General features: G+C 55.7%; 22 protein-coding genes and 1 pseudogene. 22 read left to right on the top strand and 1 reads right to left on the bottom strand.

What is annotated here, in order from left to right; genetic code table 11:
- Positions 1 to 5 precede the first annotated feature (5 nt).
- Positions 6 to 980, bottom strand: a complete 975-nt coding sequence (locus ATG98_RS06470) for a TRAP transporter substrate-binding protein (protein WP_218925844.1) — start codon at positions 978 to 980, stop codon at positions 6 to 8.
- A gap of 419 nt (positions 981 to 1,399) precedes the next feature.
- On the opposite strand from ATG98_RS06470, the gene ATG98_RS06465 reads away from it, so the two are divergent.
- The 22 genes and pseudogenes from ATG98_RS06465 to ATG98_RS06355 all read left to right on the top strand — a co-directional run.
- Complete coding sequence (locus ATG98_RS06465; protein ID WP_098422437.1) at positions 1,400 to 1,864, top strand: hypothetical protein; 465 nt, start codon at positions 1,400 to 1,402, stop codon at positions 1,862 to 1,864.
- On the top strand, positions 1,861 to 2,181 hold the full coding sequence (gene tnpB / locus ATG98_RS06460) for an IS66 family insertion sequence element accessory protein TnpB (protein ID WP_018405611.1): 321 nt from the start codon (positions 1,861 to 1,863) through the stop codon (positions 2,179 to 2,181). Before ATG98_RS06465 ends, tnpB begins: the two co-directional genes overlap by 4 nt.
- Positions 2,156 to 3,868, top strand: coding sequence for an IS66 family transposase (gene tnpC, locus ATG98_RS06455; RefSeq protein WP_218925843.1), 1,713 nt, complete (start codon positions 2,156 to 2,158; stop codon positions 3,866 to 3,868). The genes tnpB and tnpC overlap by 26 nt, the downstream gene beginning before the upstream one ends.
- A gap of 1,185 nt (positions 3,869 to 5,053) precedes the next feature.
- Entirely contained in the window at positions 5,054 to 6,664 is a 1,611-nt protein-coding gene (locus tag ATG98_RS06445; protein ID WP_098420082.1) for a sigma-54-dependent transcriptional regulator, read from the top strand.
- Between the two features lie 140 nt (positions 6,665 to 6,804).
- On the top strand, positions 6,805 to 7,428 hold the full coding sequence (locus tag ATG98_RS06440; RefSeq protein ID WP_098420080.1) for a hypothetical protein: 624 nt from the start codon (positions 6,805 to 6,807) through the stop codon (positions 7,426 to 7,428).
- Positions 7,429 to 7,832: 404 nt separating this feature from the next.
- Positions 7,833 to 8,051, top strand: a complete 219-nt coding sequence (gene gvpA, locus ATG98_RS06435) for a gas vesicle structural protein GvpA (RefSeq protein ID WP_098420078.1) — start codon at positions 7,833 to 7,835, stop codon at positions 8,049 to 8,051.
- Positions 8,052 to 8,151: 100 nt separating this feature from the next.
- Entirely contained in the window at positions 8,152 to 9,177 is a 1,026-nt protein-coding gene (locus ATG98_RS06430) for a hypothetical protein (RefSeq protein ID WP_098420076.1), read from the top strand.
- A gap of 160 nt (positions 9,178 to 9,337) precedes the next feature.
- Complete coding sequence (gene gvpN / locus ATG98_RS06425) at positions 9,338 to 10,330, top strand: gas vesicle protein GvpN (protein ID WP_098420074.1); 993 nt, start codon at positions 9,338 to 9,340, stop codon at positions 10,328 to 10,330.
- A gap of 112 nt (positions 10,331 to 10,442) precedes the next feature.
- A complete protein-coding gene (locus tag ATG98_RS06420) occupies positions 10,443 to 10,667 on the top strand; it encodes a hypothetical protein (RefSeq protein WP_143751164.1) in 225 nt (74 codons plus the stop codon).
- 369 nt (positions 10,668 to 11,036) lie between these two features.
- Positions 11,037 to 11,819: a GvpL/GvpF family gas vesicle protein gene (locus ATG98_RS06415; RefSeq protein ID WP_179888069.1), complete on the top strand. Its 783-nt coding sequence runs from the start codon at positions 11,037 to 11,039 to the stop codon at positions 11,817 to 11,819.
- Positions 11,803 to 12,087 (top strand): gas vesicle protein GvpG, encoded by a 285-nt coding sequence (locus tag ATG98_RS06410; RefSeq protein ID WP_098420068.1) that lies wholly within the window; start codon positions 11,803 to 11,805, stop codon positions 12,085 to 12,087. Before ATG98_RS06415 ends, ATG98_RS06410 begins: the two co-directional genes overlap by 17 nt.
- 47 nt (positions 12,088 to 12,134) lie before the next feature.
- Complete coding sequence (locus ATG98_RS06405; protein WP_179888067.1) at positions 12,135 to 14,042, top strand: ArsA family ATPase; 1,908 nt, start codon at positions 12,135 to 12,137, stop codon at positions 14,040 to 14,042.
- A 49-nt stretch (positions 14,043 to 14,091) separates the two neighbouring features.
- Positions 14,092 to 14,397, top strand: a complete 306-nt coding sequence (locus ATG98_RS06400) for a hypothetical protein (protein WP_098420064.1) — start codon at positions 14,092 to 14,094, stop codon at positions 14,395 to 14,397.
- A 20-nt stretch (positions 14,398 to 14,417) separates the two neighbouring features.
- Complete coding sequence (gene gvpJ, locus ATG98_RS06395; RefSeq protein WP_098420062.1) at positions 14,418 to 14,624, top strand: gas vesicle protein GvpJ; 207 nt, start codon at positions 14,418 to 14,420, stop codon at positions 14,622 to 14,624.
- A complete protein-coding gene (locus tag ATG98_RS06390) occupies positions 14,621 to 14,911 on the top strand; it encodes a gas vesicle protein K (protein ID WP_098420061.1) in 291 nt (96 codons plus the stop codon). Before gvpJ ends, ATG98_RS06390 begins: the two co-directional genes overlap by 4 nt.
- Before the next feature lie 7 nt (positions 14,912 to 14,918).
- Complete coding sequence (locus ATG98_RS06385; protein WP_228706033.1) at positions 14,919 to 15,248, top strand: gas vesicle protein; 330 nt, start codon at positions 14,919 to 14,921, stop codon at positions 15,246 to 15,248.
- Positions 15,249 to 15,290: 42 nt separating this feature from the next.
- The gene (locus ATG98_RS06380; RefSeq protein WP_098420058.1) at positions 15,291 to 15,893 is read left to right on the top strand and encodes an Hsp20/alpha crystallin family protein; all 603 of its coding nucleotides are present in this window, start codon (positions 15,291 to 15,293) and stop codon (positions 15,891 to 15,893) included.
- 70 nt (positions 15,894 to 15,963) lie between these two features.
- The gene (locus tag ATG98_RS06375; RefSeq protein WP_098420057.1) at positions 15,964 to 18,120 is read left to right on the top strand and encodes a CDC48 family AAA ATPase; all 2,157 of its coding nucleotides are present in this window, start codon (positions 15,964 to 15,966) and stop codon (positions 18,118 to 18,120) included.
- Positions 18,117 to 18,923, top strand: coding sequence for a GvpL/GvpF family gas vesicle protein (locus tag ATG98_RS06370; protein ID WP_098420056.1), 807 nt, complete (start codon positions 18,117 to 18,119; stop codon positions 18,921 to 18,923). Before ATG98_RS06375 ends, ATG98_RS06370 begins: the two co-directional genes overlap by 4 nt.
- Positions 18,924 to 18,978: 55 nt before the next feature.
- Positions 18,979 to 20,457, top strand: a complete 1,479-nt coding sequence (locus ATG98_RS06365) for a PAS domain-containing sensor histidine kinase (RefSeq protein WP_098420055.1) — start codon at positions 18,979 to 18,981, stop codon at positions 20,455 to 20,457.
- A gap of 13 nt (positions 20,458 to 20,470) precedes the next feature.
- Complete coding sequence (locus ATG98_RS06360; protein ID WP_098420054.1) at positions 20,471 to 20,908, top strand: response regulator; 438 nt, start codon at positions 20,471 to 20,473, stop codon at positions 20,906 to 20,908.
- A gap of 189 nt (positions 20,909 to 21,097) precedes the next feature.
- Positions 21,098 to 21,487 (top strand): annotated as a pseudogene (locus ATG98_RS06355) (type II toxin-antitoxin system RelB/DinJ family antitoxin); the annotation flags it as partial.
- Between the last annotated feature and the right edge of the window lie 106 nt (positions 21,488 to 21,593).

Here is a 21,593-nt window from a genome sequence, read left to right as displayed (position 1 = left end):
AAGGTCTAGTTGCTGCTTTCTTCAGCAACCTTTTGAATGTCGGCGATCAGGTCTTCGCCAATGCGCGGAGCCCACTCTGCATAAACCGGCTGAACGGCGGTTTGGAAAGCGGCTAGCTGCTCATCATTCAGGCTGGTAATTTCCATGCCACGCTCTATTAGCTGGTCGCGCGACCAATCATCGTACTCAGCAGACAGCTGAATCTGGTATTTAGCGGACTGACGCGCTGCTTCCAGCACCAGTTCTTGATACTCGGGCGCCATACGGTCCCAGGTACGCTCGGAAAGCATCATAATGAATGGTGTATAGACGTGGCGTGTTTCAGTGCCATAATTCTGAACTTCGTTGAAGTTAGAGGACAGGATGGTGCTCCATGGGTTTTCCTGGCCATCAACGACGCCCTGCTCCATAGCGGAAAACAGCTCACCAAAAGCCATCGGTGTTGGGTTAGCGCCCAAGGCTTCCCATATAGCCAGGTGTACGGGGTTTTCCATCGTGCGGACGCTTAATCCGCGCACATCCAGCCCTGCAACATCCTCAGGGCTAACCACCGGGCGAGCGCTGTTAGAAAGCTGACGGTAACCGTTTTCAGAGAAGGTCAGGGCCTTTAAACCGGTGCCTTCAAAGGCGTCCAGCATGCCCTGGGCCACGTCGCTGCGCATGACAGCCACAGCGGCGTCACGATTAGGCAGTAGAAACGGCAAGTCGAAGGCAGCAAGCTCCTCAACGTAGCCCGTGGTTGCTGAGCTAGACGGATAGGTCATATCCAGCGTGCCCGTTTGCAGCATTTCCAGCATCTGTACGTCGTCGCCTAACTGGCTGTTAGGAAACACGTTAACGGTAATGCGGCCGTCAGTGCGCTGCTCCAGAATTTCGCCAAAGTATTGGCTGGAAATGAACTGCGGCGAGCTTTCAGAAAGGCCAATACCCATGCGTAGGGTATGCGAACCGTGGTCGCCGACTAACTCGTGCCTATCCATAAATGGGTGTTTTTTGAAAAAACACCCTGTTTTAATCTTTTCGTTCCGGTTCAAACTGATCCGGACTTCGTAGCGGCCCTTGACTGACCTGAATCGTTACTTCATGGTCTTTTATCTTGAATTTTCGCCGCAGGTTTCCACTGCGCTGCCCATAGGCTTACAGATATTTATCAGCCGACACCACCGTTGATCCTAGCCAGAGTCTAGCCAGAGTCTAGCCTCGCCAAACGCACCAGATTGTAGCTCAGAACCGATGACCAGACATAAGCCCTGAAACCATCGAGCCCTTTCCAGTTGACCTTCGATGCACCAAATGCCCTTTTGAGTTCTGAGATATTCCGTGAGCTTACGGCAGCATAGCGCAACTTCCTGCTGAGCTTCTGATTCAATGAATGCCTCAACCCTATCAGGAGGCAGTCATGATTCCATCAACCCCCGTTAACGATACCGTTCAACTCCAGAGGCGGCTCGATTCGCTGGCCGCAGACTTCACGCGCTGGCGCGTGCAACGACCACACCAGCGGGCTGCCGTGCCTCAGTCGCTGCGCGACAGGGCCGTCGCGCTGGCACTGGCATCCTCGCGGGTCTGTGTCAGCAAGGCGCTCAGTATCAGCTACACCATGCTGAACACCTGGTCGCCGAAGTTGCAGGCGCAAGCAACGACACGTCGGGGCGCTGCTCCACAGACAGTGACACGCTCATGTGTATCAGCACCAACCTTCGTGCCGCTTGAACAGGCGATAGCCGAAACCGAAACCGATATCACTGTCCCTACCTTCACCCTCTCGACCTCATCAGGGCAACGGCTGACCATCGAAGGGGCCTGCAGTCCTGCTCAGGTGAGTGCGCTGGTACTGGCGCTCTGCGCCACGGCGGCCGCATGATCCTGCTGACCAGCTCGAGCCGCATCCTGCTGGCAGCGCAGCCGGCTGACTTTCGTCGCGGCATCGATGGCTTCGTGGCCCTGTGCCGTGATCAGCTCAGACAGGATCCGCGCGGTGATACCCGCTTCGTCTTCACCAACAAAAGCCGCACCATGGTCCGCGTGCTCTGCTATGACGGCAGCGGGTTCTGGCTCATGACCAAACGCCTCTCGCAAGGCCGCTTTACCCGCTGGCCGGCCGCAGGCAGTGCGCTGACCGTGCTGGAGGCGGCGCAGCTGCGGCAGTGGCTGCGTGGCCCTGTCGAGAAATTATCTTGAAAACGTTCGAAAACTCAGTAGGCTATGCCAACACCTTCAAACAGACTCACAACAGGAACAGATCATGGCTGCCAGTGCCACAACACTGACCGAAGCGCAGGTAGAAGCGCTGACCACGCGCGTGCAGCATGCGCTGGATCATGATCTGGCCCTACCACCTGAAGATGTCAGGCTGCTGCTCGATGCGCTGATGACGCTGGCGAAGCTGCAGGCTGGCATCAAGTCCAAGAGAGTCGGCCTGCACAAGCTGCGGAAGCTGGCCGGCCTGGTCGATGCTTCAGAAAAGCTCAGCAGTCTGCTGGGCACCGCCACTGGGAAGAGCGGATCACGCAAAGCCTCATCACGCAGTCCGGCCACCTCGGCCGAACCACCGGCTGTCGAGGCGGTGGCACCGACGGTCGAACATCATGCGCTCGAAGACGTCAGCAAGGGCGACGACTGCCCTGAATGCGAGACCGGCAAGCTCTACAAGTACGATCCGGCCAGCTTCGTCCGCATTGAGAGTCAGCCACCGTTCAATGCCGTGCAGCACGTGGCCGAGCGCCTGCGCTGCAACGCCTGCGGTGTCTTCATCACGGCCACACTGCCAGACTCTGTTCTGCAGGACGGCGGGCGAGGCCAGAAGTACGGCTACGGCGCCAGAGCTCTGATGGCCATGAACAAGTACTTCGCCGGCCACCCGTTTTACCGTCAGGGCACCCTGAATCAGCTCCTGGGCGTGCCAATGACAGCCTCGACGATCTTCGATCAGTGCGAGCATCTGGCCAATGATCTCAAGCCGGTGCATGACACCCTGCTCAAGCTGGCCGCCGACGCCTGGCTGTATCATATCGACGATACCGGGAACCGGATACTGGATCAGAAGCCGGTCATGAAACGCAGTCGCCATGACGGCCGTGAGCGACTACGCTCCGGCATTCATACCTCCGGCATGATTGCCGAGCAAGGTGACGGTCCGCCCCTGGTGCTGTACCAGACATCGCTCAGCCATGCCGGTGAATTACTGGACGATGTCCTGCGCCTGCGCAGTGACGGCAGCCCGCCGCCGCTGGTGATGAGTGATGCGCTCTCATCCAACCATGTCAGCCGCACCCCGCTGCGCATCGCCCTGTGCAATGCACACGGCCGGCGCAACTTTGCCGATCTGGTGGTGCACTTTCCTGAAGAGGCGGAGGCGGTACTGACGCGTTACCAGCTGATCTGGCAACACGACACTGAAGCGACTGAGCAGCAGATGACGCCCGTGCAGCGGCTGGCCCATCACCGCGAGCACTCACTTCCGGTGATGGAAGACATCCGCCGCTATGGCGCAGACCGGCTGGCTGCGAACGCGGCTGAAGCCAACAGCAGCTTTGGCCAGGCGGTCAACTACTTCAACAAACACTTCGACGGACTCAGCGCGTTCTGCCGCCATGAGGGGGCACCGCTCGACAACAATCGCATGGAGCGTGGTCTCAAGCTGCCGATCCGCAATCGCAAGAACGCCATGTTCTTCAAGAGCGCCGCCGGTGCGGCCATCGCCGATGTGATCACCTCAGTGATTGCGACCTGCGCCTTTGCCGGAATCAATCCGCTGATTTACCTGCGCAGCGTCCAGCGCCATGCCAGCGAAGCCAGGCAAAGCCCGCAGAGCTGGTTGCCGTGGACCTATCAAAGCCATAGCAGTCAAGACGTCAAGGCCGCCTGAGCACGCCATCCAGACAGGTCTAGCACAAGCGTAGCGCGAAGTTGCGCTATGCTGCCGTAAGGTCACGATATTCCCTTCGACCCCTGCCCTGAAATGGCGTAATCGAACAAATGTTTTCGATTTAACGCCCATGGCATTAAGTGATAAACCAACCGGAGATCGTCGGCGACCAAGCGTAGTATTTCTGGGTATTGATCCAGTCGATTTGATAGCGCCCGAAGTCGAGCTCCAAATTCGTGTTTTGAGTAGTTTTCAAATATGCTTGCCTGAGCAATGCGGGTTTTTCGCATGCGGAATCCTCTTGTTTTTTTGGTTATTCTTCGTACCTTTAACTTAACAAGTTCAAGAGGATTTTTTAATACATTTCTAAAATATTTCATTATTTTTCAAAATGTTACAAATTTATGGATAGGCACTAGCTGGGCTTTGAATTCTTGGATGTGTTGACGGCGTTTTCGATACGGGCGGGTTACGCTTAGGTTGTTCATAACAAGTGTCCACTAAGAAATAAGTGGACACTATCTTGACGTCTGCGGCGTCGGGCTCAAGATGGGTTTACCAGACGCTTACGCTCCATCGTTGATAAAAATTATTCCTATATCGCTGTGCAGATATTTATCTAACGATTCGCACTTTTTGACGACCGGAGTTTTTCAACAATTAACGAAAGCTAGTGAACGCGTTAGTCATCAGACCACATAAACTGTCCGATTTTGGACAGCGTGAACCAGACAGAATTAAGTATATTGCTTACTGCGGTCTTGGTGAGTACGCTTATGGAACTGGAACTTAGTGCAGCGATCATTTTGGTCAAATTCGGACATTTGAAACCAGACGGCATTGTGCCCAGAATCGGTTTCAATCGTACAACTAACGGTTTAAACAGGGTTTTCTTGAAGTGCCGACAGGATAAGTAGATACCTGAATCATCTCGCTTTAAACCGATTGCTCCCAATCTAAAACGCAGCCAGGAGATGCCCTCCGAAGGCAGTGGTCACAGGTTCGAATCCTGTCTTTTGCCACGCACTATGCCGGCGACCCTGCCCGAGGACCGGCAAGCCGATGCTGTGGCCACTGAAGCGCACATCTTCGATTCGGTGACCAGAGCGTTCATGGCACGCATCAGCATTGAGCAGCAAGGCAAGAGCCATTTGCGTCGCCGAGCTTTCCCTGTCCGGCGCCCGCATGATCGATGCCCGCCGTGTATGTGCCGAAGCCGAAAGCCAGTTCCGTCAGGGCGCGGCTACAATAACGAAAATAAGGGGTTACATGGCCGACGCGATCACGGTTCTCATAGTGGACGACATGGAGGACGCTCGCTGGACCCTTTCCACCTTCGTTCGGAAAGTGGGCTTTGTGCCGCTGCTGGCGGAGACCGGAAGAGACGCACTGGCGACCCTGTCAACGCAGAAGGTTGATGCAGTGTTGCTCGATGTTCGCCTGGGCGACCTGAGCGGCCATGAGGTACTGCAGGAAATCCGCAAGCGGTACGACACGCCTGTGATCATGCTCACAGGCTACGGGAATGTTCAGGATGCGGCGGCGTCACTCAGGCGCGGCGCCAATGACTACTTAACCAAGCCTTACGACCATCGGATGCTTGAACGGAGCTTGCGGCGCGTACTGGCGAATTCGATGGCTTGGCTCGGGCCAGAAAAACGTTCGGTGCCACGCGCTCTGGTGCAACCGGAAAGGGCAGAGACACTGGCGCGCCTGATTGAGTCCATGGGGGTGGGAACTAAAGCCCAGAGAGTTATTCATGCCGTGAAACACGTTGCCCCAACCGATTTGACGGTCTTATTACACGGGGAAACGGGGACCGGAAAGGAACTTGTGTCCCGGGCCATCCATGACCTCAGCGCCGGGAGGGGCGGGCCGTTTATCGCGTTGGACTGCGGCGCCATCCCCGAGTCGCTGATCGAGTCCGAGCTCTTTGGGCATAAGAAAGGGGCGTTCACGGGGGCTGTTGAATCCCACCCTGGAGTGTTCGACTTAGCCCAGGGGGGAACCCTTTTCCTCGACGAAATCAGCAGTCTTCCGCTACTGATGCAAACCCGTCTCATGCGGGTCGTCGAGGCCCGGGAGTTTCGAAGGATTGGCGGAACGCACACGCGCCGGCTAACTGCCCGAATCATTGCATCGAGCAATGTGAGTCTTGAACAGATGATTCAAAAGAAGGAATTCCGTTCGGATCTCTATTACCGGCTCAACGAATACCCTGTAGTTCTTCCACCTCTGCGCGAACGCAAAGAGGATATCCCCGATCTGGTCCGACACTTCTTGGGCATTGAGCGCCGAGAACATCGCACGTCCGTCACCGGCATTTCGGAAGAAGGTTTAGATTTACTCCAGCATCAGGACTGGCCGGGCAATGTCCGCGAGCTGCGCAATGCGATTCGCCACGCGCTGGTGCTGAATATGGATCAAAACGGCATGGTTACCGCCGATGCACTCTCCCAACACTTCGAGCTGTCCGGGAGGGCTCAAGACGATGACCGGGGCTATCCCTGTGGCCTTGGCCCAACACCCACACCGCAGACTTCCCGTAGCTTGTGCGACGCATCGTGTCCGCTCCACCCGGACGCCTTTCCGCAAGGGTCGGACGGACAGGTTCCGTTTAAGGATATCATCGACGCGGTACGCCACTCTGCAGAACAACAGATACTGTCCCGGATGTTGGAGCAGACAAATAACAATAAGGCATTGGCCGCCCGCCTACTTCAGATCGATTATAAGACGCTTTGCAGTAAATTGAAGTTTCACAAGATCTTAGGGAAACGCGATGTCTTTGTTTAACGTACGATATAGCCATCGAATTTTGCCACTTCTTTTGCTGAGCCCCATACTGGCGTTTCTCGAATTTCTTCTCGTACAAAAGAGCCCTTTAAATTTCTTTCGAATCCAAGTCCACCCGTAAACACTTAGAGGAATTTGCCATGCGATTGCTTATCTTAGTCCCCATTATTCATACAGAGCAGGACATGGGGTCCTTCTCCGATCAAGCCAAACAGGAGTACGTGCAAAAGTACGGCTTGGCCAAATGGGAAGAGCATCTGGAGGTGATTCACGGACTCTGGACTGGCATTCGTCAGTTGATCTGGCAGTTGATCGAGGCCCTGGCTTTGCCGTATGAAAGGATTCGTCTTTACCAGGACGGCTTACCTGAATGTGGCCGCGAAGAAGAGCTCGTGAAGGAGGTGGCCGGTCGCGGCAGCAAGAACCATCAATTGCTGCTGGACTTGATGCAAAAAGGGGCCGCGTTGATGGGAACCGAATCCCCGGAGTTACTAGTGCAGGAGCTCACATTGCTCCGCGCTGGACTGGCGGCACCGTCTGTGTCCGAGAAAGCCGATGCCGCACCAGCGATCGACGAGGGCCACAAACTCCTGGCCGAACGAGATCACTACATTGCCCAACGTATCAACGACACCTTGTGCGCGGACGAGATCGGTTTCCTGTTCTTGGGCCTGGCTCACTCGGTTGAAGCGCTCCTGCACCCGGATATACAGGTGAAGCACCTTATGCCATCGCTTAGTGCCAAGGGTGCCAAAACGAAATAGGGGCAACACTCCCGGGAAGTTCTTACCTATTTTCATGCCAAATAGGAGAAATATTCCCTACATCTCAAATTCGAAGCGTGAATGCTTATTCCTCTCCCCGTGCTAAGTCACTTGGGACACTAAGGCCAAAGAAGCTCGGCACAAGGACAGCACTCTCACTGGGCTTGCTGAAGAGTTTGTATAAAATGTTGATTTTAATGGTTATTTCTTAGACTGACTCGTCAAAACGGACCTGTGCAGACCTTCCCTAATGCGCAAATCTCCCCTTGGGAGCGGGGAAGGTTTTCATTCCCCTGCGTTTTGGCACGTAATATGCTTATATTAAGTGCGGCCGGAAGTTAACCCTATTCCGGCCGTGACACATGGGTTTAGACCCTTCAGAAGAAACTTTAGGAGCTATTTAAATGGCGAACGTACAAAAATCAACAGACTCTTCGAGCCTGGCAGAAGTAGTTGACCGTATCTTGGACAAAGGTATTGTCATTGACGCCTGGGTCAAAGTATCTTTGGTCGGCATCGAACTAGTGTCGATTGAGCTGCGCGTAGTGATTGCGTCGGTCGAAACTTACCTCAAGTATGCGGAAGCTATTGGCCTCACAGCCAGTGCAGCATCGCCCGCGTAAGGTAGTACCCAGACAGTTGCCTGGCCGGGAGAGACACTTAAGTTCTTTCCCAGCCGGGTAATTTAAGGGCATTAAAATCTGAATACGATAGAGGTGTTCTATGGGTAAGTTCACAGAACAAATGGCGTCACTGACGGAATCTGTCGTTGCCTCAAGGCGAGACTGCATTCTGACCGTGAAGAGTATGCTGTCCGAATTTGGCCATGCGCAAGCGAGCATGTCGCACCAACAGAAGTCCAGCCTTGCTGCCGGATGCAGCGCACGGGCACATCAGGTCGATTCGATGCGCCGGGGGCATCGCGAGGACCAGGGCCGCATGGGGCGCGATCTGCGGCGCGGGCTCTCACAAGCGACCAATCAAATTTCAATTTCTGTAGCATCCTTGCGGGCCGGTAGTTCCATGGAACATGCTGCCATGGCCAGGGCCCAACAGAAGCAATTTACCAACGATAACCAGGCGCGCGTCAAAGGGAATGACAGGCTGATGGGCGAGTTCAGCGTGTCACGTCAAAACATGTCACAAAAGCTTTCTCAAGACCTCGAGAACTTCGCGCTTTCGATTCGAAACGGGGCTGACGTTATGCTCGGCGGGTTCAAGCAAACGCATGGCGAGATGGCAGGGCAATTGCGGAAAACATTAAGTGCCGACACAGCAACGCTTCGCGGCGATGTCACCAAATTGAAGCTTGGCTTCAACAAGACGCAAATTGAGTTGCGCGATGACATGCAAGCTGCCGCTCAGATATGGAACAACAGGAACAACAGAGGGTCTGCCATGTCAGGTGAGACCTCCCAAGCGGCCGTCAAGGCGGAGGGCGGGGGTTTTGGACTGGCGGGAAAAGTGATGAAAAAGTCCGACTTTGACGCGCGCGCGGCTGATTACCCGGAAATCGAAGCAAAATCACAGCCAAGCAAGGACGGATCCAAGATGTCAGGTGAGGAAAAAGTCCTCCAAGTCCTCCAAATCGTACGAGAAAACCCGAATGGTATTTCCGCCAGTCAAATCGGCGCGCAGGTGTCGCTGCCTGCCATTGAAGTCGGCAAAATTATGAAGGGGTTGATCGAAAAAGGAGAGGCCCTGAGAGATGACGGGGCGCGGCTCTATACCCCGTCCAAGGGCGGCTGATAGCCCCCCTGGCAGCTTGAATTATTTCCGGTCATCTGAAATCGATTGCGCGTACTGCACAGGCAGGGCAGGCCTCTGAAAAATCAAATGGCTTGCCTTGTTTGAAGTGTCGGGGGCTGGGGGAGATCACAACTACAACGCGCGAAGAGGGAAAAGTGTAATGGGACAAGCTGAAAATTTAACATTGCTGACATTGGACAAGAGGCCGGATTTCGTCGAGACCGATTATATCCAAGATATCACGCAGCGGGCACTGAGCTACATCAGGGCGGGCTATCCGGTTCATTTTAGCGGACCCGCAGGAACCGGAAAGACGGCATTGGCGATGCATGTGGCTGCCCAACTGGAACCCCAAGTGATTCTCATCCAAGGTGACGACGAATTTGGCAGTTCGGATCTGGTGGGTGGAAACAATGGTTATCGTTCGACCCAGGTGATCGACAATTACGTCCCCTCGGTGATCAAAAAAGAAGAGAGCGTCTCCAAGCAATGGGTTGATAACCGACTGACGTCGGCGTGCAAGCATGGGTTTACGCTGATCTATGACGAGTTCACTCGGTCCCGTCCCGAGGCCAATAATGTGTTGCTTTCAGTCCTTGAAGAGCGACTGCTGGTGTTGCCCAGCTTGCGGGGCGGCGAGAGTTATCTGCAAGTACACTCCGAGTTCAGCGCCATTTTTACTAGCAATCCTGAAGAGTACGCCGGGGTTCATAAGACTCAAGACGCGCTGCTAGACCGGATGATCACGATCAAACTGGATCGCCATGACGCGGAAACGGAAATAGCGATCACCCAAGCGAAATCTGGGCTGCCCCGAATACAGGCGCAGGCAATCGTGGAGATGGTCCGCGAGTTTCGAACCATAGGGGTCAACAACGCGCTTCCGACGATTCGGGCCTGCGTCATGCTGGCGCGCATCGTGGCGTCGCGAGGTAGCGTCGTTGACGCTTCAGATCCGCTGTTCCGCCAAATGTGTCATGACGTGATGAATATCGATTGCGTCAAGGTTACACACGATAGTCAGGCGCTGGGTTTGGAACGGTTGGATGAGATCATCGACAGATTCTGTACCGTTGCGGTCAAGCCCATTGAGGCTACGGTTCAAGTCCCCAAACAGAAACGTGCCAGTCCCGCAGTGCACGCGCGTAAATAGGAGTACGGCTATGAGCATCGAACGTCGCGGGGTGACCCATCTTCGTACCATGGCTGGGCTGAGGGACGCCCGCAGCAGCAGGACTTCGCATGGGGCTTTGTTGGAATTATCCATGCTGGGAGTCGAGACACTGCGGCTCACTACCGAGATGCAGCGCGCAGAGCGGCGCTGTGCGGATATCCGCAAGCGGATTGCGGAAATTGACATCAAGGCACAGCGACTCCACCGCTTTGTGGAGAAGCCCTCCATGGATGCGCCAAGTGTAGCAGAGGCTGACTCTTCCCCGACCCACACGGTGCCACCGGGCAAGGCGAAGAGCAGGCGCTTGTCTTATTGATGGCCGGCATAGACCACGGTTGACCGTGAGATGGGGTAAACTATAGTCCACCATAAAAAGGAGATGCTATGAGTATTTGTATTCGAACTTGCGCCAATGTCACTTCTTCATTGAAGACGGCGGCATTCCAGGTGGTGCTGGCACGCGATCCCCGCGGCTTGGTCTATCGTGCGCGAAAAGACATCCTAAGCGTGAGGCGGCTTTCGCAGACACCTATTGCTACGCCTGGTCCGAGAGTGGTAAGAGGGCGAATCAGGACAAATTGCGGGAAGACACCGTGTCGCTAAATTTACTCAAGTTCCAAGCGTAGCCCTTCTGTCGTGCAGACTCCTAGCGCGTTGAACAATGCAATCTTTGGAAATTTCCGACATGAAGAAAGTTAACCCGTCCACATCACGGCGATACTTGTACGCCATTATCGATGCCAGTCAAGCCGGCAAATGGGGAAATATCGGAATCAATGGCGCGCTCGTGACAACGATCACCAAAGGCCCGGTTGCAGCAGTGGTCAGTGGCATCGCAGCTAAACGCGTGCGGCCTGAGCGCGCCAACTTGGCTTCTCACAATGGCGTGATCAAATTGCTAATGCAGGAGAGCACCATACTGCCAGTGGCTTTTGGTACTATTGCCGACCGCCATCAGGCGGTGGAGTTTCTTCTTTCCAAGAATAGCGCGCTCCTCGTAGAACAACTCGACAGCCTGAGGGGAAAGGTAGAGATGGGGCTGCGCGTGCGCTTTGATGTGCCGAATATTTACGAATATATAGTAAGCACACATCGCGACCTGAGGGACGCGCGTGATACCGCGTATGGGGGTCCGCAAGAACCCATGCGCGGGACCAAGATCGAGCTGGGAGGTCAGTTCGACCGTTTGTTGACCGCGGAGCGGGAGACCCATACGGCAACTGTTCTGCCGGTGCTGAATGCCCACTGCGTGGAGATCAAACCCAACCCGCCGCGCAATAATCTGGAGGTGATGAATCTGGCCTGCCTAGTCAAGCGCGAAGACCTCAAAGCATTTGAAGACGCCGTGTTGGCGGCGGCCGGTCAATTCGACAATAACTTCGCGTTCGATTTCAACGGTCCTTGGGCTCCTCACAATTTCGTCCATATCGAGCTTAATATAAAGAGCAGCCATGTTTCTCGTCGATAACATTCTGCTCGCGCCGTTCAACAGTCTGATTTGGGTGTTCAAGGAAGTCCACAAATCGGCGCAGCAGGAAATTGACGGAGAGGCCGATAACATCACCCACGCGCTGAGCGAGCTTTACATGCAGCTCGAAACCGGGGAGCTCACGGATGAGCAGTTTGCGGCCGAAGAGAAAGTGCTGCTTGACCGGCTAGATGAAATCTGGGAGCGCGAGGAGGGCGCACCGGACGCGACTGAAGCGATGGATGAACCCGAGGGCAATGAACCGTGACGATTAGCGCCTCTCGTTCCTTGCCGGGTTTCCTTGGAGACGAGGGCTTGCGTCTGCTGCTGTTTGGCGGGAAGGGCGGGGTGGGGAAAACCACCTGTGCGGCTGCGGCTGCGCTCCACTTGGCCGCGAAGAATCCCGCACGTTCGTACTTGCTGGTGTCCACCGACCCGGCCCATTCTCTGCGTGATTGTCTGGCTGGCGGCGCGTTGGGTCAAAACCTGACGCTGCGGGAAATTGACCCGCAGGGCAGTCTGGCGCGGTTTCGGGCGCGGCATCACCATCATCTACGCACTATCGCGCTGCGCGGCACGTTTCTTGATGAGGCCGATATCGCTCAACTGTTGGGCTTGTCGATGCCGGGTCTGGATGAAATGATGGCCTTACTGGAGGTCGTGGCATGGGTCAAGGAAGATCGTTATGCTTGCATCGTGGTAGATACGGCGCCGGCTGGCCACACGCTTCGGCTGCTCGCGCTTCCCGAACTGATGCGCAAATGGCTGGTAGTCCTGGATACGATGCTAGCCAAGCATCGGTTTATGGTGAATCTTTTCAGCAAACGTTACGTCAAGGATGCAGTAGATCTCTATCTGGAAGAGATGGCATCCGACCTTCGCTACCTGTGGACATTGCTTCAGTCGTCAGCGCAATGCCGCTTCGTGCCGGTGTTGCTGGCCGAGAGGCTCAGCGTGCATGTCACGCGCCGGATGCTGGAGGAACTGGCCTCGCTTCAGATTCCCGTGCGCGAGCTGGTGGTTAACCGGCTGCTCCATTCTCAGCCTGAATGCCCGCTCTGCTCGGCGCGGGTGGCGACACAAACAGCGCTGATCGCGGATAGCCAGCGAATCTTTCCCGGCCATGAGCCATGGGGATTGCCATTGGTACTTGAAGAAACGCGGGGCACGGAGCGACTGACATCCCTGTGGGAGCAGTTGCGGCCGCTGGACGCATGGCAGCAGCTTGCTCCTGCGAGCGCGCCTGTCCCTGCGCCTGCTCTTGAGTCTTTTGCCGCGGTGAAAAATCCGGCTTGCCTTCCCTCCTCCTTTATGAAGCTGCTTTTTTTTGCGGGCAAGGGCGGGGTGGGGAAAACAACCCTGGCATGCGCTTCGGCGCTGCGGCTGGCTGAAGAGTGGCAAGACAAGGAAATTCTGCTTGTTTCCATCGATCCGGCACATTCACTGTCCACCTGCTTGAACCGGCAGATCGGACCTGATGAAGTGCGGATTAGCCGCGGGCTGAGCGCGATAGAGCTCGATCCAGAAGCTGAACACGCACGATTAAAACAACTCTATGCCGATGAAGTGGCGGGGGTCTTTGAGCGCCTGTCGGCGCAGGCTCATATCCACGTTGAATTCGATCAGGAAGTGATAGAGCGCCTCATGGACACCGCCCCACCGGGTCTGGATGAGATGCTTGCGATCACGAGGATCGTGGAACTGATGGACCAGGGACGCTATGACCTGTTTATTCTGGATACCGCTCCAACGGGTCATCTTCTGCGCTTCCTGGAGATGCCAGAGCTGATCGAGGCCTGGTTGAAGACTTTTTTCAGCATACTCCTTAAATATCGGCAGGTGTTTCGGCTGCCGAAAGTTACGCAGGCCATGGTGGATCTCTCCAAGAAGGTAAAACAGTTCCGGCGCGTTCTGACCGATCCGGAACGGGCGTCGCTGATGGTGGTGACGATTCCCACCGAGATGGCGTATGAAGAAACCGGGGACCTGGTGGCTGCTTGTGAGCGACTGCGGGCCTCAGCTCCGGTGTTGTTCGTGAATATGGTCACGCCGGAGTCTTCATGTTCGACCTGTTCCGCGCTGCGGCGCGGGGAGCTGCTTCTGTTGGAGCGGTATCAGGAGACATTCCGAGAGCAAAGTCTCACCGTTGTATACTGGCAAGAATCAGTTGAGCGGGAGCGACTGGGCATCCTGGGGCGCTCACTTTATGACGGCTTAAACTAAGCCCACACGATCAAAATCTCGTTGAACATCACGAAAAAAGGAGCATTGTATGCAAACGGAAACCGTATTGGGTATGACGAAACCAGCGATTGCACCAACCGGTGGCGCGGGAGAAGCCGCGGGGGATCCGTCTGTGAACGGCAGGGTACTCGATCGTCTGTTGGGCATGGCGCACCGCTACCGCAGTGAAGGCAATCTGCGGCAGGCGATGGAGATGTACTGGAATGTGCTGGAAAACCACCCCGGTACGGCGCAAGCGGAGGGCGCGTGCGTGAGCCTGCTGGATCAGGCGGACGCGTATGAGCGGGACGGCGCCAGGCATGTGGCGCGTGCTGTCTATGAGCGTCTGTTGTAATTTGAAGGAGTTCTGCGACGATGAATAAACCTGTTAACTATTCAGACAGCATGTCTTTGTGCGAAACCCTGGACCGGGTTTTGAACACAGGCGTGGTGGTGGTCGGCGAAATCGTTATTTCGGTGGCCGATATCGATTTGATCTATCTGGGCATGAACCTCACGCTGACTTCGGTAGAAACCGCTAATGAAGCGAAGCTGAAGCGGGCACTGGAAGAACAAGCATGACAGAACCCGAAAGCCCTTCGCCGTCGCCGCGTATAGCGCTAGATCCGGAAAATATGCGCAAAGGACTCGGGCAACTTGTTCTGACGTTGGTTGAGTTGATCCGGCAATTGCTGGAAAAGCAGTCGCTCCGGCGCATAGAGGGTGGCACGCTTTCGGAGGAAGAAATCGAGCGCCTGGGCCTGACCTTTTTAAGATTAGATGAGGAAATGGAACGGCTGAAAAAAGATTTCGGGTTGACCGATGCCGAACTGAACCTTGATCTCGGTCCGTTGGGGAAATTACTTTAGGACAAACATGATGAATAAGAACGAAAACTCAATGACGCACTCCACAGATTCGTCCACTCTTGCCGATGTTCTGGAGCGTATTCTGGACAAGGGCGTGGTGATCGCCGGCGATATCAAGATCAACCTGGTGGATATCGAATTGCTGACGATTCAGATCCGCCTTTTGATTTGTTCCGTGGACAAGGCCCAAGAGATGGGCATTGATTGGTGGATGACCAATCCCTATCTCAATTCGGGGGCGAAGCAACAAGATGACAATCAGGAACTCGATACGCTTCGAGCGCGAATCGCCCATTTGGAGCAAGACCTTGCCCGCCAACCGGCCGCACCGAGCTGAACGGCTTCAAGGACGAAGCGCTAACAAACTTAGGAGAAATACATGGCAAACAAGGACAAATCAGGGCAGTTTTCCGAAGGCAAACAGCGCTTGGAAGAGATCCGGCGCCGGCTCGGGGGTCTGTTTGCAGGGCCGGCAGCGTCGAAGCCTGAAGAGTCGGGCTTAGACGGATTTTTAGGCGGGCTTGGCGGGCTCATTGACCAGCTTGGAAAACTGGCTGACGAGGCGGACAAAACCGGCGGCGTCACGAGCAAGAGCGGCAAGTTCGATCTGGGGCCGGACAAACGTCTGCAGGGCGTGTACGGGTTTTCATTCAAGACCGGCTTGGGCGAACAAGGAGTCAAAGTCGAACCCTTTGGCAACATTCGAAAGGACGAGCGCAGCGGCGTCGTGGAAGTCCGGGAAATTCGGGAGCCCATGACCGATCTGTTCGATGAGCCAACGCATATCCTGATCGTCGCTGAAGTGCCGGGCGTCACGCAGGAAGATGTGCGACTGGAACTCCACGACGATATCCTGACGCTGGCAGCCGAGCGGGGTGAGAAAAAATACCGCAAGGAAATGCTCTTGCCGGTCAGCTTCTCAGCGGACAAGATGAGCTTTACCTGCCGCGGCGGAATCGTAGAAATACGGCTCAATAAATAAGCACGCACCCCTTGGTCCTCTCGTCTTGTGAAATGAGGGGATGACCGCGTGGCGAAAACCGGAGAGTTCGATGCAGAAAAAAACCCGTGAGACGAAGAAGCCGGCCGAAGACGCGCTGCGGCTTAAAGTCAGTGAAGCCCTCGGCAAAGACGCTGGTCGGGCGCTAGCCAGGATGGATCCGGCCGATATTGAGGCGCTAGGGGCCAAGATCGGCGAGATCATCGAAGTTTCCGGGAAACGCAGCAGTGTCTGCAAGCTGATGCCCGCGTACAAGGAGTCCAGGAACGGGGCCAAGGTGCAGCTCGATGGTCTCTCAAGGGTCAACGCCGGAGTGGCGCTCGATGAAATCGTGACGGTGCGCAAAGTGGCGACGCAGCCGGCGCAGAAGCTGGTACTTTCGCCCACCGATGTGGTGCCAGGCGAGCGTGATATGAAGTATATCGGGAGCCTTCTGGATGGCCTTCCGGTGATTCAGGGCGATCGAATCCGTGCCACTTTGTTTGGCAGTCGGCACACTGAATTTATCGTCCGTGAGACGACACCGAAGGGGCCGGTGCTGATTGCACCGACCACCCTTTTGACGGTTGATGTGGCCTCAGTGGGGCAGGAAAACCGAAAATCGGGGCGGCTCACCGTCTCCTACGAAGACATCGGCGGGTTGAGCATCGTCGTTCAGAAGATCCGCGAGATGATCGAGTTGCCGCTGCGTCACCCGCAGATTTTCGAGAAGCTGGGCATTGAAGCGCCCAAGGGAGTGCTGCTGCACGGTTCACCCGGAACCGGCAAGACCTTGGTCGCACGTGCGGTGGCCAACGAGACGGATGCTCACTTTATTTCTCTCAGCGGGCCGGAAATCATTGGCAAGTTCTATGGTGAGTCGGAAGCGAAGCTGCGATCGGTGTTTGAGGAGGCCGAGCGTCACGCCCCCAGCATTATTTTTATCGACGAGATCGAGGCCATCGCGCCCAAGCGCGAGGAGCTGGGCGGAGAAAAGCAGGTCGAGCGCAGGGTCGTCGCGCAACTGCTGACGCTGATGGATGGGTTGAAGAGCCGGGGCAAGGTGATAGTCATTGCCGCCACCAACCTGCCAAACCTGCTTGATCCGGCGTTGCGCCGTCCTGGCCGCTTTGACCGGGAGATCGTGCTGCCGGTTCCGGACCGTCATGGACGCTTGCAGATTCTGGAGATCCACAGCCGCGGCATGCCTTTGGCGAAGGACAGCGACCTGAACGATCTGGCCCGTATCACATACGGATTCGTGGGCGCTGATATCGAGGCACTCTGCCGGGAGGCGGCCATGACCTGCCTGCGGCGGATTCTTCCGGACATCGACCTCGCACAGTCTGCTATCCCCTACGACACGCTGATGCAATTGGAAGTTTCAAGGGAAGATTTCCTGGCCGCACTGCGTGAGGTGGAGCCCTCGGCGCTGCGCGAGGTGTTCGTCGAGGTGCCAACGACGACGTGGGACGACGTCGGAGGCCTGGAGGAGATAAAGACGCTGCTACAGGAAGCCATCGAGTGGCCGCAGAAATATCGAGAGCTGTTGGAAGCGGCCGATGTGAAGCCGCCCAAAGGGATTCTCCTGGTCGGGCCTCCAGGTTGCGGCAAGACACTACTCGCCCAAGCAGCGGCCAGTATGTCCGAGATGAATTTTATCAGCGTCAAAGGGCCTGCATTACTGTCGAAATACGTCGGCGAGTCGGAATCGGCGGTGCGCGAGGTGTTCCGCAAGGCTAAGCAGGCAGCGCCCTGTCTGGTGTTCTTTGACGAGATTGATGCCTTGGTGCCACAACGGGGTGGCGGCTCTTCGGAGTCTCCCGTCAGTGACCGGGTGGTGGGTCAATTCCTGACGGAACTGGACGGGATCGAGAAGCTGACCGGTGTGCTGATCCTGGCTGCAACAAATCGCCCAGACATGATTGATCCGGCTCTGTTGCGTCCAGGACGCTTCGACGTGAAGGTGGTAATTCCACCCCCAGACGCACGGGAACGCCTTGCCGTCTTAAAGGTGCACACGCGCAAAAAGCGCCTGGCCAAGGGCCTTTCCATCGAAGAACTGATTCCCCGGACCGAGGGGCTTTCGGGCGCCGACCTGGCTGCGATTTGTCAGAACGCGGCGCTCAATGCCGTCCGGGAACGGGTGCAAAGCACTCGCAAGATTGAGGGCGCGGTGGTTCTCCAGCAGCGGCATTTTGAAGCCGCCCTAACAGGTATCAATCGATGAACTCGATCTATCTATATTGTCTGGCCGGCTCGGCTTGTGTCGCTATGGTGAAACAACTGTCTCAACAGGAAAGTGCAGGAATTGATGAACGCTTTCCCCTGTTGACGCTGGAACGAGACGGCATCGTAGCCGTGATCGGAGAAATCGATGCCGGTGAATTTAATGAGCAGAACCTTCAGTCCATGGAATGGGTGGGGCCACGGGCCTATCGTCATGCCGCGCTCGTGGAAAAAATCATGGCCGTCTCATCGGTTCTGCCGGTTAAATTCGGCACGATCTTTGACTCGGCGGAGAGCTTGACCCGACTCCTGACCCAGCATCGGGAGCGTATTGCCGCGTTTCTTGAAAAGCTGCGTGGAGAATCGGAATGGAGCATCAAGGCTTATCTGGACGAGGAGCGCGCTCGATCTAGCGTGAGGGCCGCGAACCCCGCCATCCAGGCCCGGTTCGCGGCACTGTCTTCAGCACCTGGGGCTCGGTATCTGCAGCAGAAACAGATCGATGTCATGCTCGATGCGGCATTACGGGTGTGGGTGGCCGATCAAGCCCGCAATATGAGCGATGCGCTTCAGGCCCATGCCGTGGAAACTGCTGAATTGCGGCTTCTTTCCAGCGAGGCGTCCGGGCGCCCGGAATGCATGGTTTTCAACAGTGGTTTCCTGGTGGCCGATCCGGCCCTGCCCGCCTTTCGTGCGGCGCTCTCTGCGTTGCAGGAAGCCGGGCGCGAGGACGGCTTGACACTGGAACTGAAAGGCCCGTGGCCGCCCTATAATTTTTGCCCAGATCTGCGGGCAGAAAGCTAATCTTCAGTGAAGACCCCTATCGATATACAGGCTATGCAAGGCGGAGGAATGAGCGATGGCTAGACGCGTGAGTTCGAATATTTTATCGTCACCGGAAAAATGGCAAGAACAACTCTACGACATGCTGCTTGAGAGTATCCCGTCCTCAGTGCTGCTGGTGGACCGGTCGCTGCGGGTCATTTCGGCGAACCGAAATTTCCTCGAGAAGGGCCGCCGCAACGAGCGTTCGACGATAGGCGCATCGATGAACGATGTCTTCCCGACGCCCATTCTGGAATTCACTAAAATAGAAGCCAAAGTTCGGCGAGTGTTTGAGCAAGGCGAGTTGTTGCGTGGAGATCAGATTACCTATCGCGCTCCGGGAATTCCAACCCGCATTTACTACTACACGGTGGTTCCCGTCAAGGCCGAAGGTCGGGTTGAGTGCGCCATGATCCTGATGGACGATATTACAGAAAAGGTGCGCCTGGTGGAGCAGGCTCATCTGGTTCAAATGCGTCTGGCGAATGTGGTCGAATACGCCAACGATCTCCTGGTGTCTGCCGATGCCGAAGGCTGCATCGTCACCTGGAACCCCGCTGCGGAGCGAGTCACCGGCTTTTCATCCAGAGACGTGCAGGGTCGCGCTATGTTTGATCTGTGCGAACACGGTGATCAGGAAGATATGAAGTCAATGATTCAGCAGCTGGCTCGAGGGAAATCGGTACGCCCGAGGGAGTTGCGTCTCGTCGCTAGTTCAGGGGCACTGATTCCGGTGGCGTGGGCATTCTCTTACATGCGCGACGAATCCGGGAAAGTGAGCGCTCTGGTGGCAGTCGGCCGTGATCTGACTGAGCGGCATGCGTTCGAAGCGCAACTAGCTCAGAACGTGAAACTGGCCGCGCTGGGGGTCATGGCCGGAGGAATCGCGCATGAACTGCGCAACCCTCTGTCCGTCAGCTATTCGGCCGCACAATTTCTGAATGAGGGTGCCCCGGACCCCGCATTCCACGCAGAATGCGTGCAAAAGATTCTCGCCGGCATAGAGCGGGCATCCGGCATTATTGAAAACCTTCTGCGCTTTTCCAGGCCGTCGGAGGTCGGCAACACGAAGATCATCGACCTCGTGCCCGTCGTACGCGAGACCGCACGTCTCCTTAGCAATCAGGGGGCGCTACAAAAGGTCACCGTGACGGAGAACTATCCTGCAGTCAGCATTTTCATCAACGGCAACGTGAGCCAGCTCCAGCAGGTGTTAATGAATCTGATTTTTAACGCCTATGCCGCGATGCCTGATGGGGGTGAACTCAAGATTGCCGTCCTCCATGAGGATGGATGGGCAGTTATTGTTGTTCGCGACACAGGTTGTGGCATTGCGGAGGCTAATAGGGCCAAAATATTTGACCCCTTCTTCACCACCAAAGCCGCTGGCAGTGGGACCGGGCTGGGACTGTCCATCTGTCACACCATCATTAGCCAGCACGAGGGCAGCATCGATGTGGATAGCGTGACTGGGAAAGGAAGTACCTTCACGATTCGTCTGTCGACAAGGTAGCGCGGGCTCAACGATGAGTAGAGACCCGGCTCCATTGCGACAGGCCCCAGCGCAGCGTGACACTATTTTGATCATCGATGACGAACCCGGTGTGCGTTGGTCCCTGCACCACCTCTTGGAAAGCAATGGATTCACGGTCGCGAGCGCATCATCCGGTGTTGAGGCGATAAAGAGTCTGAAGGCCTCGAAGTTTTGCATCGTCTTGGTAGACGCCAAGCTCCCTGACATTGACGGGATCGATCTGGCACGACGAATTCGGATCGAAACACCCTGTCAATCGCCGTTGATTCTTGTCTCCGGCTATTTCTATGACGACGATGCGGCCGTTAGTGAGGTTTTGAGTTCAGGACTCTTTGCCGCTTTTGCCACGAAACCGATTGTTCATGATGATCTTCTTCTTCTTATCCGAGATGCGATTTCGAGCGCTGTCCCGATCGTATTTGAAGATTGAAGATTGAAGATTGAAGATTGAAGATTGAGGTTGGTGATTGAAGCTCTCAGTGTCTACTGAATGTAGGTGCTGATTTATTGGCGCTTACCGCGGGCTGCTTTTTCTGGAGCTGAGGTAGATCCGTACTACCTGACCTGCAAAGCCTGAACCAGAGACAGATTTCAAATCTGTCTCTGGTTTGCAGTCCCTGTGAACATCGCGCTGGTGAACGAACTGGCGATGATCTTCAGGCGCATGAACATCGACACCCACGAAGTACTGGCCGCCGCCGGCATCAAGTGGAACTTCCTGCCGTTTAAACCCGGCCTGGTGGGTGGGCACTGTATTGGGATAGATCCCTATTACCGAATTGACGAACATCTAAAAAATGAGGCCACCACGATACTGGCTACTATGGGGCTTACCGTGTCTGATTTTGTACGCATTGCCCTGACCAAAGTCGTCAGCGAACAGGGCTTGCCTTTTGAAATGCGCGTGCCTAATCGGCTTACCGCTGAGACTCTGGCTAAAAGTGAGCGCGGGGAGGATTTACACCGTGCAGAAAGTGCTGATGCTTTGTTCGATGAACTGGGTATCTAATGCGCAATCCTGTCTATTCTGGCCAGTTCAAACGAGATTTAAAGGCCGCCAAAAAACGCGGAAAAGACATGTGCGTAAACCGCTGAAGGTTGCCACCCATTCCACC

It is taken from the genome of Marinobacter sp. LV10R520-4 (assembly GCF_002563815.1).
Taxonomy (GTDB): Bacteria; Pseudomonadota; Gammaproteobacteria; order Pseudomonadales; family Oleiphilaceae; genus Marinobacter.
The sequence above is the reverse complement of the archived record's forward strand: the minus strand, read 5'-3'. Positions and strand labels throughout refer to the sequence as shown.